Genomic DNA, 15233 nt, shown 5'->3' on the forward strand with positions numbered 1-15233 from the left:
GATGTTGGAAGTCCGATCCCTGTCGAACGCGTGCCTGGAACGGCGCCAGAGCGCGGTATGCGACACCTGCGGCGCGCGGCCGTTCAGCGTCTGCGCCAGCCTGAACCCCGAGGACATGGCGGTTCTGGACGCCATAGCCGAACAGCTTTCTCTGCAGGCCGATGCGGTGCTGGTCCGCGAAGGCGATCCGGCGAACAGCGTGTTCAACATCACCTCCGGTTCGGTGCGGCTGTACAAGCTGCTGGCCGATGGGCGGCGTCAGATCATCGGTTTCCTGTTCGCCGGAGACTTCATCGGGCTGGCGGCGGGCGACGAGTATGGGTTTTCAGCCGAGGCGATCGAGCCGACCACCGCGTGTCGGTTTCGAAAGACCGACTATCAGGCGGCGGTTCGGTCGCGTCCCGCGCTGGAGGCGGCGCTGCTGGATCGGGCGATGAACGAACTGGCGGCGGCGCAGAAGCAGATGCTGCTTCTGGGGCGCAAGACGGCCAGGGAGCGTCTGGCCTCTTTCCTGCTGGACCTGCCGGGACGCGATCCCATGCGGCCGTCGCGCGACAACCGGGTGCGCCTGCCCATGACGCGGGCGGAAATGGCCGACTATCTGGGCCTGACCATCGAGACGGTCAGCCGCGAGCTGACCAAGCTGAAGAACGCCCAGGTCATTCAGGCCCTGTCGCTGCACGAGATCGAGGTGGAACGCCCGGATCGTCTGCAGGAACTGGCCGACGGCGAGATCTAGGCGGCGTTCCGCTTCGCTGACGCCAGTCGGACCCGGCCATCGGTCTCCAGGCCGTCGATGCGGACCGTGCGAGGGCAGAGGGCCATCGGCGAGGCGCGATGGCTGATCAGGATCAGGCCCTGGCCGCGCTCGGCCAGCCGGGCCTGAAGCGCCGTCAGGACATGGGCTTCGGTCGCGGCGTCCAGCCCCTCTGTCGGTTCGTCCAGCACCAGCCAGGCGGCGTCGCGCAGATAGGCGCGCGCCAGGTTCAGCCGGCGACGTTCGCCGCCCGACAGTCGCTCACCGTTCGATCCGATGGGCGCGTCAAGGCCCAGGGGCTCGTCGCGGATGCGCTGGCCGAGGCCCGCGTCGTCCAGGGCTCGCCACATCGCCGCCTCTTCGGCCGACCCGGCCAAGGTCAGGTTCTCACGCACCGATCCGTCCAACAGCCGCACGTCCTGAGCCGCATAGGCGAACAGGGCGCGGCGATCACGAGGCGCGATCTCGGCGACGTCGACGCCGCCGATACCCAACTCGCCGCTCAGCGCAGGGCGCAGGCCGATCAGCCGCTCGATCAGGGTGGTCTTGCCGACGCCGGACGGGCCCGTCAGGCCCAGCCGTTGCGGCGGCGAAAGCGGATCGCCCGCGCCCATCAGGAAGATGGCGTCGCCCTGCGGCGCGCGGGTCCGACTCTGATCCTCAGCGGGCAAGAGCGCATCCAGCCGCGACAGAGCCTGGCCGGCGGCGCCGTTCTGATGCAGGGCGGCGACCAGGCCGCCGGCAGCCTCGATCCCCATGATGGCGGCCAGCGCGGCCAGGGCCGTCAGCGGCAGGGCGGCCCCCGCGCTGGCCGGCAGGACTAGAGCGACGGCGAGGGCGACCGTCACGGCCTGCCACGCCGCCATCCAGCCGGCGGCCTGGGTCAAGGCGACCTGGGCCTGGTCATGATCGGCCGCCGCCGTCGCCGCCTGCTCGGCGGCCCAGCCTTCCAGCCCATAGGCTTTCAACTCGGGCGTGACGGCCTCCAGCGCGGCCAGGCGGTCCTTCAGCACGCCCACCGCGACCTGGACCGCGCGCCCCGCCGGCTCGGCTAAACGGCGCGCGATCACGACGCCGCCGATGCAGGCGACGGCCATGGCTGCGAACAGGGCCAGGCCCGCCCAGGGCGTCGCCAGGCTGGCCAGAACGATGGCGGCGGCGGCCCCGGCGCCCAGGCTGACGGGGACGGAGCGGCGCACGAACAGGGTCTGCACCGCATCCACGTCCTGAACCAGGCGGGCAGACATCTCGCCGGACGACAGGCTCAGCGCCGCTTCGGGCGGACCCTCGGCGATGGCGTGAAACAGTTGCGGCCGCAGTCGGGCCAGGGCCTTCAGCGCCGCCTCGTGACCCGCCACCCGTTCGACATATCGCCCCCCGGTGCGCAGGATAGCCAACAGGCGGATGATGGCGCTGGGCATCATATAGTTGAAGCTCTGGGCCGCCGCCGCGCCCGCCGCCCCGGCGAAGGCGGCTCCGGTGATGAACCAGCCCGACAGGCCCAACAGGCAGACCGCCGAGACCGTAACCACCGCCCCGGCGGCGGCGGCCAGCCGCAGGCGTGCGCGCTGTTCCTGCGTCTGGGCCGCAATCAGCCGCCCGATCTGCGTCCGCCGGCTCACAGCCGCACCACGCGGTCGGCCAGGGCCGCGACGGCGGCCGAATGGGTGGCGATCAGGGTGGTGCGACCGCGCGCGGCCTTGGCGATGACGGCGATCATGGCCTGTTCGGAGGCGGGGTCCAGATTGGCGGTCGGCTCGTCAAGCAGGAGAATGGGCGCGCGTTTCAAAAGCGCGCGGGCCAGACCCAGACGACGACGTTCGCCGCCCGACAGGCCGCCGCCGCGCTCGTCGATGCGGCGGGCCAGATCGCCCGACAGGCCGGCGGTGCGCGCCGCCATCGCCACCCGGCCGGGGCAGCTGGCGGGATCGGCCAGGGCGATGTTGTGGGCCAGGTCGCCCGGCACGACGACGGGCTGCTGGCTGGCCCAGGCGATGCGGCCGGCGACGTCGCCGTCCACGCTCAGCCGGGCCGCGCCGATCTCGACCTCCCCGTTGGTCAGGGGCGACAGGCCCAGCAGCAGATGCAGGATGCTGGATTTGCCCGCACCGCTGGCCCCCATCAGCGCCACGATCTGGCCCGGCGCGACGTCCAGGTCAAAGTCGCGAACGACAGGCGCGCGGCCGTCGTAGGCGATGGCGACGTCCCGGAACCGGATGGCCGGGGCCAGGTCGCCCAGCGCGGCGTGCGAACGCTGGACCGACGGCGGCGTGACCAGCGAGGGAGCGGCGGCCTCGGCGGCCCGGCGGTCGTGATAGGCGGCGGCCAGGCGGCGCAGCGGCTGATAGACCTCGGGCGCGAGGGCCAGCACGAAGAAGGCGCGCGGCAGGTCTAGCGCTTCCGGCACGGGGAAGGGCAGAAGCCGCAGCAGGTTGAACCCGCAATAGACGGCGATCAGGGCCACAGACAGGGCCGAAAAGAACTCCAGCACGCCGGACGACAGGAAGGCGATGCGCATGACGCGCGCGGTGCGGCGCTCCAACTCGTCCGACGCTTGGGCGATCCGGTCGACGGTCGACGCTGTGGCGTCGAAGGCCAGGATGGCGGGCAGGGTGCGGATGCGGTCGACGAACAGGCCCGACAGCCGCTCCAGCGCCTGGAACTGGCGTCGACTTTCGCCCGCCGCCGCCGTGCCAGCCAGAGCCATGCCGACGATGAAGGGGAACAGTGTGAACAGCAGCACGCCCGCGGCGACGGGGCTGGCGACGGCCGCCGCCGCGATCAACAGCAGGGGCGACAGGCCGGCCGCCAGGCGTAACGGCGTGAACCGGGCGAAATAGCCGTCCAGCGCGCCGACGCCCTCGACCAAGGCCGTCAGGCGGTCGTTGGACCGCACGCCTCGTCCGAACAGATCCGCCAGCAACCGACCGCGCACCTGGGTCTTGACCGCCCGACCGAGCCGCGCGCCGACGACGACGGCGACCTGGCCGATCAGGGCGCGCGCCACCAGGCTGAGGACGGCCAGCGCCAGCCAGGGCGCGGCGGCGGCCGGGCCGGCCTCGAAGTTTGAGATAGTCAGGGCCAGGCCGGCGGCGAAGCCGACGGCGGGCGCGACATCCGCCACGGTCAACACCCCGGCCAGCATCGCCAGTCTGCGCCAGGGCCGACCGGCGGCCTTCAGCCAGGCGGCAGGCGCGACGGCGTCGGGCGACAGGGTGGTCATCGGCGAACTCCAGCACGTCCCGGCGCGCGGCGCCTCTGGACAAAACGCCGTTGGGCGGAATGTCCAAGGACGAACCGTCCAATAGGTCGGCCGTCGCGGGGGCGCTTTGATCGAGATCAAGGCGACCAGCCGGGCGTGCTTCTAGGGCCATCCAAACGCCGGCGACCGGACTGGCGTGACGGAGCAAAGCCATGATCGACCTCGCGGTCGTCGACCTGTCCCGGCTGCAGTTTGCGCTGACGGCCCTTTATCACTTCCTTTTCGTGCCCCTGACGCTGGGGCTGTCGTTCATGCTGGTCATCATGGAGTCGATCTATGTGATGACTCGCCGGCCCATCTGGCGGACCATCACCCGTTTTTGGGGCGTGCTGTTCGGCATCAACTTCGTGCTGGGCGTCGCGACCGGCATCACCATGGAGTTCCAGTTCGGCATGAACTGGAGCTATTACAGCCACTATGTCGGCGACATCTTCGGCGCGCCTCTGGCCATCGAAGGGCTCATGGCCTTCTTCCTGGAGGCGACGTTCGTCGGATTGATGTTCTTCGGCTGGGACAAGCTGAAACCGCACGCGCACCTGTTCGTCACCTTCATGGTCGCGCTGGGCACCAACCTGTCGGCCCTGTGGATCCTGATCGCCAACGGCTGGATGCAGAACCCGGTCGGCGCCGCTTTCAATCCCGACACCATGCGGATGGAGGTCACGGACTTCATGGCCGTGTTGTTCAACCCGGTGGCCCAGGCCAAGTTCGTTCACACCGTCAGCGCCGGTTATGTCTGCGCCTCGGTCTTCGTGCTGGGCGTGTCGGCCTTCTATCTGTTGCGCGGTAAGCACGTCGGTTTCGCCAAGCGGTCGATGACGGTGGCTTCGGCCTTCGGTCTGGCGGCGTCGCTGTCGGTCGTCGTGCTGGGCGACCAGTCCGGCTATGCCCTGACCGATAACCAGAAGATGAAGTTGGCCGCGCTGGAGGCCATGTGGCACACCGAGCCGGCGCCGGCGGGTCTGACCCTGATCGGCATTCCCTCGATGAAGGACCGCGAGACCCACTTCGGCGTCCACGTGCCGTGGGTCATGGGCTTGATCGCCACCCGCACGATCGACAAGCCGGTCGAAGGCATTTTCGAACTGGTCGCCACGGCCGAGGACCGCATCGAATCCGGCGTCGTCGCCTATGATGCGCTGGAGAAGGTCAAGGCTGACCCGGCCGATCCCGTCGCGCGCGGCGTGTTCGAGACCCATCGCCGCGACCTGGGCTACGGCCTGCTGCTGAAACGCCATGTCGCCGATCCGCGCATGGCCTCGCCCGAACTGATCAAGCAGGCGGCGTGGGAGACGGTGCCGAACGTGCCGGCCCTGTTCTGGAGCTTCCGCATCATGGCCGGCGTCGGAATGTTCATGATCGCCTTGTTCGGGACGGCCTTCGTGCTGTGCACCCTGCGCAAGCATCACACGAAGTGGTTCCTGCGCCTGGCCGTCCTGGCCATTCCCCTGCCGTGGATCGCCATCGAATTCGGGTGGATTCTGGCCGAGTTCGGTCGCCAGCCCTGGGCGGTGGAAGGCGTGCTGCCCACCTTCCTCGGCGCCTCGTCGCTAACCGTGCCGCAGCTGTGGGCCACCATCGTCGGCTTCATCCTGCTGTATGGCGCGCTGGCGGTGGTCGAGGTGCGGCTGATGCTGTTCGCCATCAAGAAGGGGCCGTTCCACGAACAGGAGACGTTCGGCGAGCCCAGCCCCGAAGCGCCGGCCGAGCGCGTTCCCGCGCCCGCCGTGGCCTGACCCAAGACCTTAGGACATCCGACAATGGATCTTCCCCTCGACTTCGCCACGCTCCGCCTGATCTGGTGGGGACTGCTGGGCGTTCTTCTGATCGCCTTCGCCCTGACCGACGGCTTCGACCTGGGCGTCGGCGCCCTTCTGCCCTTCGTCGCCAAGACCGACGAGGAGCGGCGCATGGTGATCAACACCGTCGGCGCCACCTGGGAAGGCAACCAGGTGTGGTTCATCCTGGGCGGCGGCGCCATCTTCGCCGCCTGGCCCTTCGTCTATGCGGTCAGCTTCTCTGGCTTCTACCTGGCCATGTTCCTGGTGCTGTCCGCGCTGATCCTGCGGCCGGTGTCGTTCAAGTACCGGTCCAAGCGGACATCGCCGCAATGGCGGTCGTTCTGGGACTGGTGCCTGTTCATCGGCGGCTTCGTTCCGGCCCTGGTGTTCGGGGTCGCGGTGGGCAACGTCCTCTTGGGCGCGCCCTTCCACTTGGATGGCGATCTCCGGTCCTTCTACGACGGCAGCCTGCTGGGCCTCTTCACGCCCTTCAGCCTGATCGCCGGCCTGTTGTCGGCGGCCATGCTGGTGCTGCACGGCGCGGCCTGGCTGTCGGTCAAGGCCGAGCAGGGGCCGGTGCTGGACCGCGCCCGCACCTTCGGAACCGTCGCCGGCATCCTGGCCCTGGTGTTGTTCGCGGCGGGCGGTTTGTATGTCGCCTTCGGCGGTATGGGCTACCGGATCACTGGCGCACTGGACATCAACGGCTTCTCCAACCCGCTGCGCACGACCGTCGAGGCCGCGCCCGGCGCATGGCTGGACAATTACGGCCGCTATCCGTGGATGCTGATCGCGCCGGCCCTGGGCTTCCTGGGCGCCGTGATGGGCCTGATCGGGATGTGGCGTCGATCGGCCGGTATGGCGTTCGGCGGATCGTCACTGTCGGCGGTCGGCATCATCTCCACCGTCGGCCTGTCGATGTTCCCGTTCATCCTGCCCAGTTCGGTCAATCCGCAGTCCAGCCTGACGGTGTGGAACGCCTCGTCCAGCCACCTGACCCTGTTCATCATGCTGATCGTGACGGTGATCTTCCTGCCGTTGATCCTGATCTACACGACCTGGGTCTATCGCGTGCTGTGGGGCCGGACCTCGACCGCCGCCCTGAAGACCAACCCGGACCTGTACTGAGCCTTAGGAGCGCACGACCATGTGGTTTTTTTCCTGGATCCTGGGGCTTGGCCTGGCGGTCGGCTTCGGCGTGCTGAACGGCCTGTGGCACGAGTTCCACCTTTTCGACGAAGGCGACGCCGGTCTGTCCACGCCTGATGCATCGAAAGAGGGCGATGTTCCTCTCTAGTCCCGCCGTCGCATCGCCGGTCGCGTCGACCGCCGATCTGATCGCGCGCTACGACGCCAATGCGCCGCGCTACACCTCCTATCCGACGGCGGCGCAGTTCACGCCCGCCGTCGGGGCCGAGCAATGGGGCGGCTGGCTGACGCGCGCGCCGCTGGACCAAGCGGTGTCGCTTTACCTGCACATCCCGTTCTGCAAGCGGCTGTGCTGGTATTGCGGGTGCAACACTCGGGCGGTGAACCGCGAAAGCGTCATCGCCAGCTATGTCGACCTGCTGCTGCGCGAAGCCGATCTGGTGCTGGAGCGGATCGGGCGGCCCGTTAGGGTGGGCTCGATCCATCTCGGCGGGGGCACGCCCAATATGCTGGCGCCCGCTGACCTGGAGCGGCTGTTCTCCGGTCTGGCCGCCCGGTTCGATCTGGGCGACTGTTTCGAGATCGCCGCCGAACTGGACCCCGAAGTGCTGACGCCGGAATGGGTCGAGGCGGCGGGGCGGATCGGCCTGACCCGCGCCAGTCTGGGGGTGCAGGACCTGTCGCCGGATGTGCAGGCGGCGGTCAACCGGCCCGAACGGTTCGAGACCATCCGCTGGGCGGCCCAGGCCTTGCGCGCTCAGGGCCTCGTTTCGCTGAACCTGGACCTGATGTACGGCCTGCCGCGCCAGACGGCGGAACACGTCGTGACAACCCTGGGGGTGGTCACGACCCTGCGGCCAGAGCGGATCGCCCTGTTCGGCTATGCCCATGTGCCGTGGATGAAGCCGCATCAGAAGCTGATCAAGGACGCCGAGCTGCCCGACGCGCCCTTGCGTTTCCTGCAGAGCCAGGCGGCCGCGCGCTATCTGGCCGGCAAGGGCTGGACGCCGATCGGCCTGGATCATTTCGCCCTGCCGCACGACGGGCTGGCGGCGGCGCAACGCAGCGGCCAGCTGCGTCGCAACTTCCAGGGCTACACCACCGACCAGGCGCCCGTTCTGATCGGACTGGGCGTCTCGTCGATCAGCCGCACGCCGGACGGCTATGTCCAGAACCTGTCGCTGGAGCGGGAGTGGCGGGCCGCCGTCTCCGCAGGCCGTCTTGCGGCGGCGCGGGGCGTGGCGCTGAGCGCGCAGGACGTGTTCGTGGGCGCGATTATCGAGCGGTTGATGTGCGACTTCGCTGTCGATGTAGCCGAGGTCGCCGCGCGCCATGACCGCCCCGTCGCAAGCGTCGCGGGCGCCTGGACCATCCTGGAACGGTTCGCCGAGGACGAGCTGATCGAGATCGACGGCCAGCGATTGAGTGTCACGGCGCTTGGCCGTCCGTTCGTTCGCGCCGTGTGCGCCGCCTTCGACCCGGCCGCCGTCGCGATCGCCAACCGTCATGCGCGGGTGGTCTGACGCTCGGATCGGAGCGGGTGGGGCGCGCTTTCGGCGCGCATCGTGCGCGCGGCTGGGGATTTCGTCGTAATCAGAGGCAAAAACCGCCTTTCGCGCTGGTGCGGGTGGTCGCAGGCGCGCTAATCGCTTGGCAGGCCATTCATAGGCCCACACCCCGAACGACGAGCCAGTCATGTCCGAAGAATTCTACCGCATGAAGCGGTTGCCGCCCTATGTCATCGCCGAGACCAATGCGATGCGAGCGGCCGCACGCGCAGCGGGCGAGGATGTGATCGACCTGGGCATGGGCAACCCGGATCTGCCGCCGCCTCAGCACGTCATCGACAAGCTGATCGAAGTCGCCAGGAAGCCCGACGCCCACGGCTATTCGCAGTCCAAGGGCATTCCCGGTCTGCGTCGCGCCCAGGCCAACTATTACGGCCGCCGCTTCGGAGTCGACGTCGACCCCGAGAGCGAGGTCATCGTCACCATGGGCTCCAAGGAAGGTCTGGCCAGCCTGGCCACCGCCATCACCGAGCCGGGCGACGTGATCCTGGCGCCCAATCCGTCCTATCCGATCCACACCTTCGGCTTCATCATCGCCGGAGCCGCGATCCGCAGCGTGCCGACGACGCCGGACGAGAAATATTTCGAGGCGCTGGAGCGGGCCATGGCCTTCACCGTGCCCCGGCCCAAGATCCTGGTGATGAACTACCCGTCGAACCCGACGGCCGAGACGGTCGATCTGGCCTTCTATGAGCGGGTCGTGGACTTCGCCAAGGCCAACGACCTGTGGATCATCAGCGACCTGGCCTATTCGGAGCTGTATTACGACGGCAAGCCGACGGTCTCGATCCTGCAGGTCCCGGGCGCCAAGGACGTGGCGATCGAGTTCACCTCCCTGTCCAAGACCTACAGCATGGCGGGCTGGCGCATCGGCTTCGCGGTCGGCAACAAGAAGCTGATCGCGGCCATGTCGCGGGTGAAGTCGTATCTGGACTATGGCGCCTTCACGCCCATCCAGGCGGCGGCCTGCGCGGCGCTGAACGGGCCGCAGGACATCGTCGAGCAGAACCGCCAGCTTTATCACCGCCGTCGCGACGTGTTGATCGACAGTTTCGGCCGTGCGGGCTGGGACATTCCCAAGCCCGCCGCCTCCATGTTCGCCTGGGCGCCGCTGCCGCCGGCGCTGAAGCATCTGGGCAGCCTGGAGTTTTCCAAGCAACTGCTGACCCACGCCAAGGTCGCGGTGGCGGCGGGCGTCGGCTATGGCGAGAATGGCGAGGGCTTCGTGCGCATCGCCATGGTCGAGAACGAGCAGCGCATCCGGCAGGCGGCGCGCAACGTGAAGGCCTATCTGAAATCGCAGGGCGTCAATGTGCCGCCCAGCCGGGAAGACTGATCAACCATGCCCTCAGGACTGATCGCGCTGCTGGACGATGTCGCCGGCATCGCCAAACTGGCCGCCGCCTCGCTGGACGATGTCGGTGCGGCCGCCGGCAAGGCCTCGACCAAGGCGGCGGGGGTGGTGGTGGACGATGCGGCGGTGACGCCGCGCTATGTCACCGGCCTGTCGCCCAGCCGCGAACTGCCGATCATCGGCAAGATCGCCCTGGGGTCGTTCCGCAACAAGCTGATCCTCATCCTGCCGGCGGCCCTGCTGCTCAGCGCCTTCGCGCCCTGGGCCATCACGCCCATCCTGATGTGCGGCGGAACCTACCTGTGTTTCGAGGGCGCCGAGAAGTTGCTGGAGGCCATGGGGCATGGCGGCCATGACGAGGCGGCGGTCCAGACGGGCGACGCCGCCGCGCTGGAGAAGACCACCGTCTCGGGCGCGGTGCGGACCGATCTGATCCTGTCGGCCGAGATAATGGCCATCGCCTTGGCCGACGTGGCCGCCCAGCCGATCCTGACCCAGGCGGCCGTGCTGGTGGTGGTCGGGGTGGCCATGACCATCGTCGTCTATGGCGCGGTCGGCCTGATCGTGAAGATGGATGACATCGGCCTGGTCCTGGCGCGCCGCGACAACGGCGGGGTGCGCGGCCTGGGCCGAGGTCTGGTCAAGGGGATGCCGGTGGTGATGAGCGCCCTGTCCGTGATCGGCACGGCGGCCATGCTTTGGGTCGGCGGCGGCATCCTGGTCCACGGTTCCCATACGCTGGGCCTGCACTGGCCCGCCGCGCCGCTGGAACATCTGTCGCACGCGGTCGCGGCGGCGACAGGACCGCTGGGGCCGGTGACGGGGTGGCTGACGACGGCTGTCGCGTCGTCGGTGGTCGGTCTGATCGTCGGCGGTCTGGTCGTGCTGATCGTCCATCAGATCGCTCGCCTGCGCGGCAAGGAATCGCATTAGGGCCGAGCCTGTCCCTCGGCGCCTGTCATGCAGATGCAATCCGCAGCCGTTAGAGGCCGCCTGCCTGTCTTTGGAGTGTCCTGCCATGTCGTCGATCAAGCCCTGGGCCCGGTCCCTGTCGCGCAAGGCCGCCCTGGCCGTGCTGGCCGCTCTGTCGATGACGGGCGTCGCCAACGCACAGGTCGCCGCGCCTAATCGCCCCGCGCCCCAGGCGTCAGCGGCGGCCCTGACGCCGCCCAAGCTGATCGTGACCATCGTAGTCGATCAGTTCAGCGCCAATCTGTTCAACCAGTACCGCAGCCGCTACGCGGGCGGTCTGCGCCGCATGGCCGATCAGGGTCTGGTGTCCACCAACGGCTATCAGACCCACGGCCTGACCGAGACCTGCCCCGGCCACTCGACCGTTCTGACGGGGATGCATCCGACCGAGACGGGCATCCCGGCCAACGACTGGATCGACACGAAGACAGGCAAGGAAATTTATTGCCTGGCCGCGCCGCAGAACCATCTGGCGCATGGGCGTGACGACACCGACAACGGCCCGGTTGGGCCTGACCAACTGGGCGTCACCACCGTCGGCGACTGGCTGAAGGCCGTCAGCCCGGACAGCAAGGTCATGGCCGTGTCGGGCAAGGATCGCGGCGCCATCAATCTGGCGGGGCATCAGGGCCAGGCCTTCTGGTTCACCGACGGGTTTGGCCTGACCACCTATGTCGAGCCGGGCCAGACGGCCGAGGCGAAGCTGGCGCCGGTGGCGGCCTTCAACACCGGCTTCAAGGCCTGGATGGCGGCGAACCCGGTGACCTGGGACTATCAGCGCGAAGAATGCCGTGCGCTGGCGGGCGACTGGACCATTCGCGGCCAGACCTTCCATTCGGTCCTGCCGCCTGCGGGTCTGAAGTTCGACACCTCGCCCCTGCTGGACGAACAGACGCTGAAGGCGGCTGAATATCTGCTGGACAGCCAGCGTCTGGGGCAGGGGGGCACGACCGACATGCTGGGCGTCAGCCTGTCCGCCACCGACCGCATCGGCCATATGTACGGCACCCAAGGGCCGGAGATGTGCGAACAGATGTATCGTCTGGATGCGGCGCTGGGCGCCTTCCTCGACAAGCTGTCTCAGGTTCCGGGCGGCGCGCTGGTGGTCCTGACGGCGGATCACGGCGGGTCGGACTTTGTCGAACGCCTGCATCAGCACGGCTATCCCCAGGCGCACCGCGTCGATCTGGCGCCGATCGCGGCGATCAACGACAGCCTGCGCCAGCGCTTCAACCTGGCCGACAATCCGTTGCAGATGGGCGGCAGCGGCCTGATGGTGGCGGACAAGCAACTGCGTTCCTTGCCCGACCCGCTGCGGACCCGGGTGGCCGAGGCCGCTGTCGAGATGCTGCGCGCCGTGCCGGACGTCGCCTTCGTGGAGACGCGCGACCGTCTGCTGGCCGATCCGCTGCCTGACAGCCGCCAGCCCGAGATGATGACGGTGCGCGAACGGATGCGCCTGTCGACCCTGGCTGAGCGTTCGCCCGACATCATGATCGCCTTCGCGCAGGTGGCGAACCTGGGGGGGCGCGTCGGCGGCACCCTGGCCGGACACGGCACCCCGTGGGAATATGACCGCCGCGTGCCGATCATCTTCTGGTGGCCGGGCGCGCATGGCGAGGAGCGGTTCGTGCCGATCCGCACCATCGACATCGCCCCGACCCTGGCCCACGTCATGGGCGTGCCCGCGCCCAAGGTCGAAGGGCGTTGTATGGATCTGAACGGGTTCGCCGTTTCGGACTGCCCGGCGACGGATACGACCCCGGCCCGATAAACTCCTGTTTCGGGGTCATAAACTCATGTTTCCCGGCGGGCTGGCGGCCTTACTCTAAGGAAGTTTCAAAGGCAAAAGGGGCGAAATCGCCCATGTCGTCCGCAAGGGTGACATTCGAGAGCTGACAGGAAACATCCATGAACAGAGCCCGCCGCGCCCGCATCGTCGCGACCCTGGGGCCCGCGAGCCGCGCGCCCAGCACCGTCAAGGCGCTGGCCCAAGCCGGGGTGGACGTGTTCCGCCTGAACTTCAGCCACGGTTCGCACGAGGATCACGCCGCCGCCCTCAAGGCGGTGCGCGGCGCAGAGATGGCGTTGCAGCGTCCGTTGGGCGTGCTTGCCGACCTGCAGGGGCCCAAGCTGCGGCTGGGGCGGTTCAAGGACGTCGAGATCGCGGTCAAGGCAGGCCACACGATGCGTTTCGACCTGGACCCGACGCCGGGCGACGAAACGCGGGTGCAGATGCCGCATCCCGAAATCTTCAAGGCCCTGCGACCCGGGATGCTGCTGCTGCTGGACGACGGCCGGGTGCGCCTGCGCGTCGGCGAACGCACCGACGACTGGGCCGACGTGACGGTCGAGAGCGGCTCCAAACTGTCGGACCGCAAGGGCGTGGCCGTGCCGGAGGCGGTGATCCCGGTGTCGGCTCTGACGCCCAAGGACCGCGAAGACCTGGCCTTCGCGCTGCGGATGGGCGTGGATTGGGTGGCTCTGAGCTTCGTGCAGAAACCCGAGGACATGGCCGAGCTGAAGCGGATCGTGAACGGTCAGGCGGCGTGCCTGGCCAAGATCGAGAAGCCGGCGGCTCTGGCTGATCTGGAGGCCATCCTCGACTATTGCGACGGGGTCATGGTCGCGCGCGGCGACCTGGGGGTCGAACTGGACCCCGAGGACGTGCCGGTGGCGCAGAAACAGATCGTGCGCGCGGCCCGCAATCGCGGCGTGCCGGTGATCGTTGCGACCCAGATGCTGGAATCCATGACCAGCGCGCCCGCCCCGACCCGCGCCGAGGCCACCGACGTGGCCAACGCCGTGTATGAAGGCGCCGACGCCCTAATGCTGTCGGCCGAAACGGCGTCGGGCGACTATCCGCTGGAATCCGTGGGCATCATGAGCCGGATCATCGAACGGGTCGAACGCGATCCGATGTGGCCCAGCCTGATGGGCGCGGAACACGCCGGCATGGACGAACATGACGTGGACGCCCTCGTCGGCGCCGCGCGCATGGCCGCCAATGCGCCCTCGACAGGCTGTCTGGTGGTGTTCACGACGCTGGGCGGCACCGCCAGACGGATGGCGCGCGAGCGGCCGTTGAAGCCCATCCTGGTGCTGACGCCCAATCCGAATACCGCGCGCCGGCTGGCCCTGGTCTGGGGACTGGAGCCGCGCCTGGGCGAGCAACCGGATTCGCTGGAGGCGGTCACGGACGATGCGGTGAACAGCGCCGTGCGATATGGTTTAGCCGATCCGGGCCAGCGCATCCTGATCCTGGCCGGAACGCCGTTCGGGGCGCCAGGCGCGGCCAATCTGCTGCGACTGGCCCATGCGCCGGCGGCGACGTCGAAGGGCCGCAAGCGGAGCTAAAGCGCGATCTCGCGCCGTTCCGTCGCGCTGCGCAGGCCCGCGTCGATGATCCGCATCGTCGTCAGGGCCTGATCGGCGGGGACGGGCGGCAGGCCCTGCCGCTGATCGCGTCCCGCATTGCGGCGTAGAAGGCTGGATAGTCGCCACGCTCTGGGCTCGGGGTCGAGTGCACCGGGCAACCGTCGATCACCTGAGTCAGAACGCCCGGCGAGGGGTCGACGCCCCAGTCGGCGCCGCCGGGACGCATCCCCGCCTTGGACTGCCCCTCCTGAGCGTCCAGCCCGTGTTTGACGAAGCTGCCGCCGTCACCATGCACGACGTAGCGCAGGCCGGATTCGGCGGCGAGATGCCCCATGTTCAGGATCACTCGCAGCCGGTCGTAGCGCAGCAGGACGTGGGCGTAGTCGATGCCCGTGGCGCCTCGACGCTGGGGCTGAAGGTCGGCATAGACGCCTAGCGGCGGCCCGAACAACTGCACGGCCTGGTCAATCAGGTGAGGGCCGAGGTCGGCCCAGACCCCGCCGTCGCGCTGGTCCTTCCAGCGGTCGGTGACGATCGGGCGAAAACGGTCGTAATGGCTTTCGAACACGGCGACCTCGCCCAACTCGCCCTCGTCGATCAGGCGGCGCAGGGTCAGGAAGTCGGCGTCCCAGCGGCGGTTTTGGAACACGCTGAACACGCCCGGCGCTGTCTTCGCCACGGCGGCGACGGATTCGGCGTCGGCCAGGGTCGCAGCGAAGGGCTTGTCGACCACGACCGACTTGCCGGCCTCCAGCGCCGCAATGGCCTGTTCGGCGTGCAGGGCGTCGGGCGTGGCGACGACGATCAGGCCGATGTCATCGCGCGCCAACGCCGAGCCTAGACTAGGCAAGACCTCGACCTCGGGCAGGTCCGCGTGCACGGCCTCGGGCCGGGACGAGACGACGGCGCGCAGGTTCAGGCCTGGCGTGGCCGCGATCAGGGGCGCATGGAAGGTCTGGCCCGCCAGGCCGTAGCCTATGACAGCGACGCCGATCGGATCGTATAAGGTCAT

12 protein-coding genes are annotated in these 15233 nt (G+C 68.6%); 9 read left to right on the forward strand and 3 right to left on the reverse strand.

Going from position 1 to position 15233, the window contains the following annotated elements; all coding sequences use genetic code 11:
• Nucleotide 1: 1 nt before the first annotated feature.
• Complete coding sequence (locus ACYX4P_RS07735; protein WP_248119509.1) at nt 2-739, forward strand: Crp/Fnr family transcriptional regulator; 738 nt, start codon at nt 2-4, stop codon at nt 737-739.
• Here the strand turns inward: ACYX4P_RS07735 and ACYX4P_RS07740 are convergent.
• Entirely contained in the window at nt 736-2379 is a 1644-nt protein-coding gene (locus tag ACYX4P_RS07740; RefSeq protein WP_248119510.1) for an amino acid ABC transporter ATP-binding/permease protein, read from the reverse strand. The two genes, ACYX4P_RS07735 and ACYX4P_RS07740, sit on opposite strands and share 4 nt — an antisense overlap.
• Nucleotides 2376-3980, reverse strand: a complete 1605-nt coding sequence (cydD, locus tag ACYX4P_RS07745; protein WP_248119511.1) for a thiol reductant ABC exporter subunit CydD — start codon at nt 3978-3980, stop codon at nt 2376-2378. The genes ACYX4P_RS07740 and cydD overlap by 4 nt, the downstream gene beginning before the upstream one ends.
• 194 nt (nt 3981-4174) lie before the next feature.
• On the opposite strand from cydD, the gene ACYX4P_RS07750 reads away from it, so the two are divergent.
• The 8 genes from ACYX4P_RS07750 (at nt 4175) to pyk (ending at nt 14200) form a co-directional block, all read left to right on the forward strand.
• The gene (locus ACYX4P_RS07750; RefSeq protein WP_248119819.1) at nt 4175-5755 is read left to right on the forward strand and encodes a cytochrome ubiquinol oxidase subunit I; all 1581 of its coding nucleotides are present in this window, start codon (nt 4175-4177) and stop codon (nt 5753-5755) included.
• Nucleotides 5756-5779: 24 nt separating this feature from the next.
• Nucleotides 5780-6928, forward strand: a complete 1149-nt coding sequence (gene cydB / locus ACYX4P_RS07755; RefSeq protein WP_248119512.1) for a cytochrome d ubiquinol oxidase subunit II — start codon at nt 5780-5782, stop codon at nt 6926-6928.
• A 19-nt stretch (nt 6929-6947) separates the two neighbouring features.
• The gene (cydX, locus tag ACYX4P_RS07760) at nt 6948-7097 is read left to right on the forward strand and encodes a cytochrome bd-I oxidase subunit CydX (protein WP_248119513.1); all 150 of its coding nucleotides are present in this window, start codon (nt 6948-6950) and stop codon (nt 7095-7097) included.
• Nucleotides 7084-8472: an oxygen-independent coproporphyrinogen III oxidase gene (gene hemN / locus ACYX4P_RS07765; RefSeq protein ID WP_248119514.1), complete on the forward strand. Its 1389-nt coding sequence runs from the start codon at nt 7084-7086 to the stop codon at nt 8470-8472. Before cydX ends, hemN begins: the two co-directional genes overlap by 14 nt.
• A gap of 172 nt (nt 8473-8644) precedes the next feature.
• Nucleotides 8645-9853 (forward strand): LL-diaminopimelate aminotransferase, encoded by a 1209-nt coding sequence (locus ACYX4P_RS07770; RefSeq protein ID WP_248119515.1) that lies wholly within the window; start codon nt 8645-8647, stop codon nt 9851-9853.
• Between the two features lie 6 nt (nt 9854-9859).
• Complete coding sequence (locus tag ACYX4P_RS07775) at nt 9860-10804, forward strand: DUF808 domain-containing protein (protein ID WP_248119516.1); 945 nt, start codon at nt 9860-9862, stop codon at nt 10802-10804.
• A gap of 85 nt (nt 10805-10889) precedes the next feature.
• On the forward strand, nt 10890-12617 hold the full coding sequence (locus tag ACYX4P_RS07780; protein WP_248119517.1) for an alkaline phosphatase family protein: 1728 nt from the start codon (nt 10890-10892) through the stop codon (nt 12615-12617).
• Between the two features lie 137 nt (nt 12618-12754).
• On the forward strand, nt 12755-14200 hold the full coding sequence (pyk, locus tag ACYX4P_RS07785; protein WP_248119518.1) for a pyruvate kinase: 1446 nt from the start codon (nt 12755-12757) through the stop codon (nt 14198-14200).
• A gap of 61 nt (nt 14201-14261) precedes the next feature.
• Here the strand turns inward: pyk and ACYX4P_RS07790 are convergent, their stop codons facing one another.
• Nucleotides 14262-15233, reverse strand: coding sequence for an oxidoreductase (locus tag ACYX4P_RS07790; RefSeq protein ID WP_248119519.1), 972 nt, complete (start codon nt 15231-15233; stop codon nt 14262-14264).

Source organism: Brevundimonas sp. ABV4_179, from assembly GCF_056311945.1.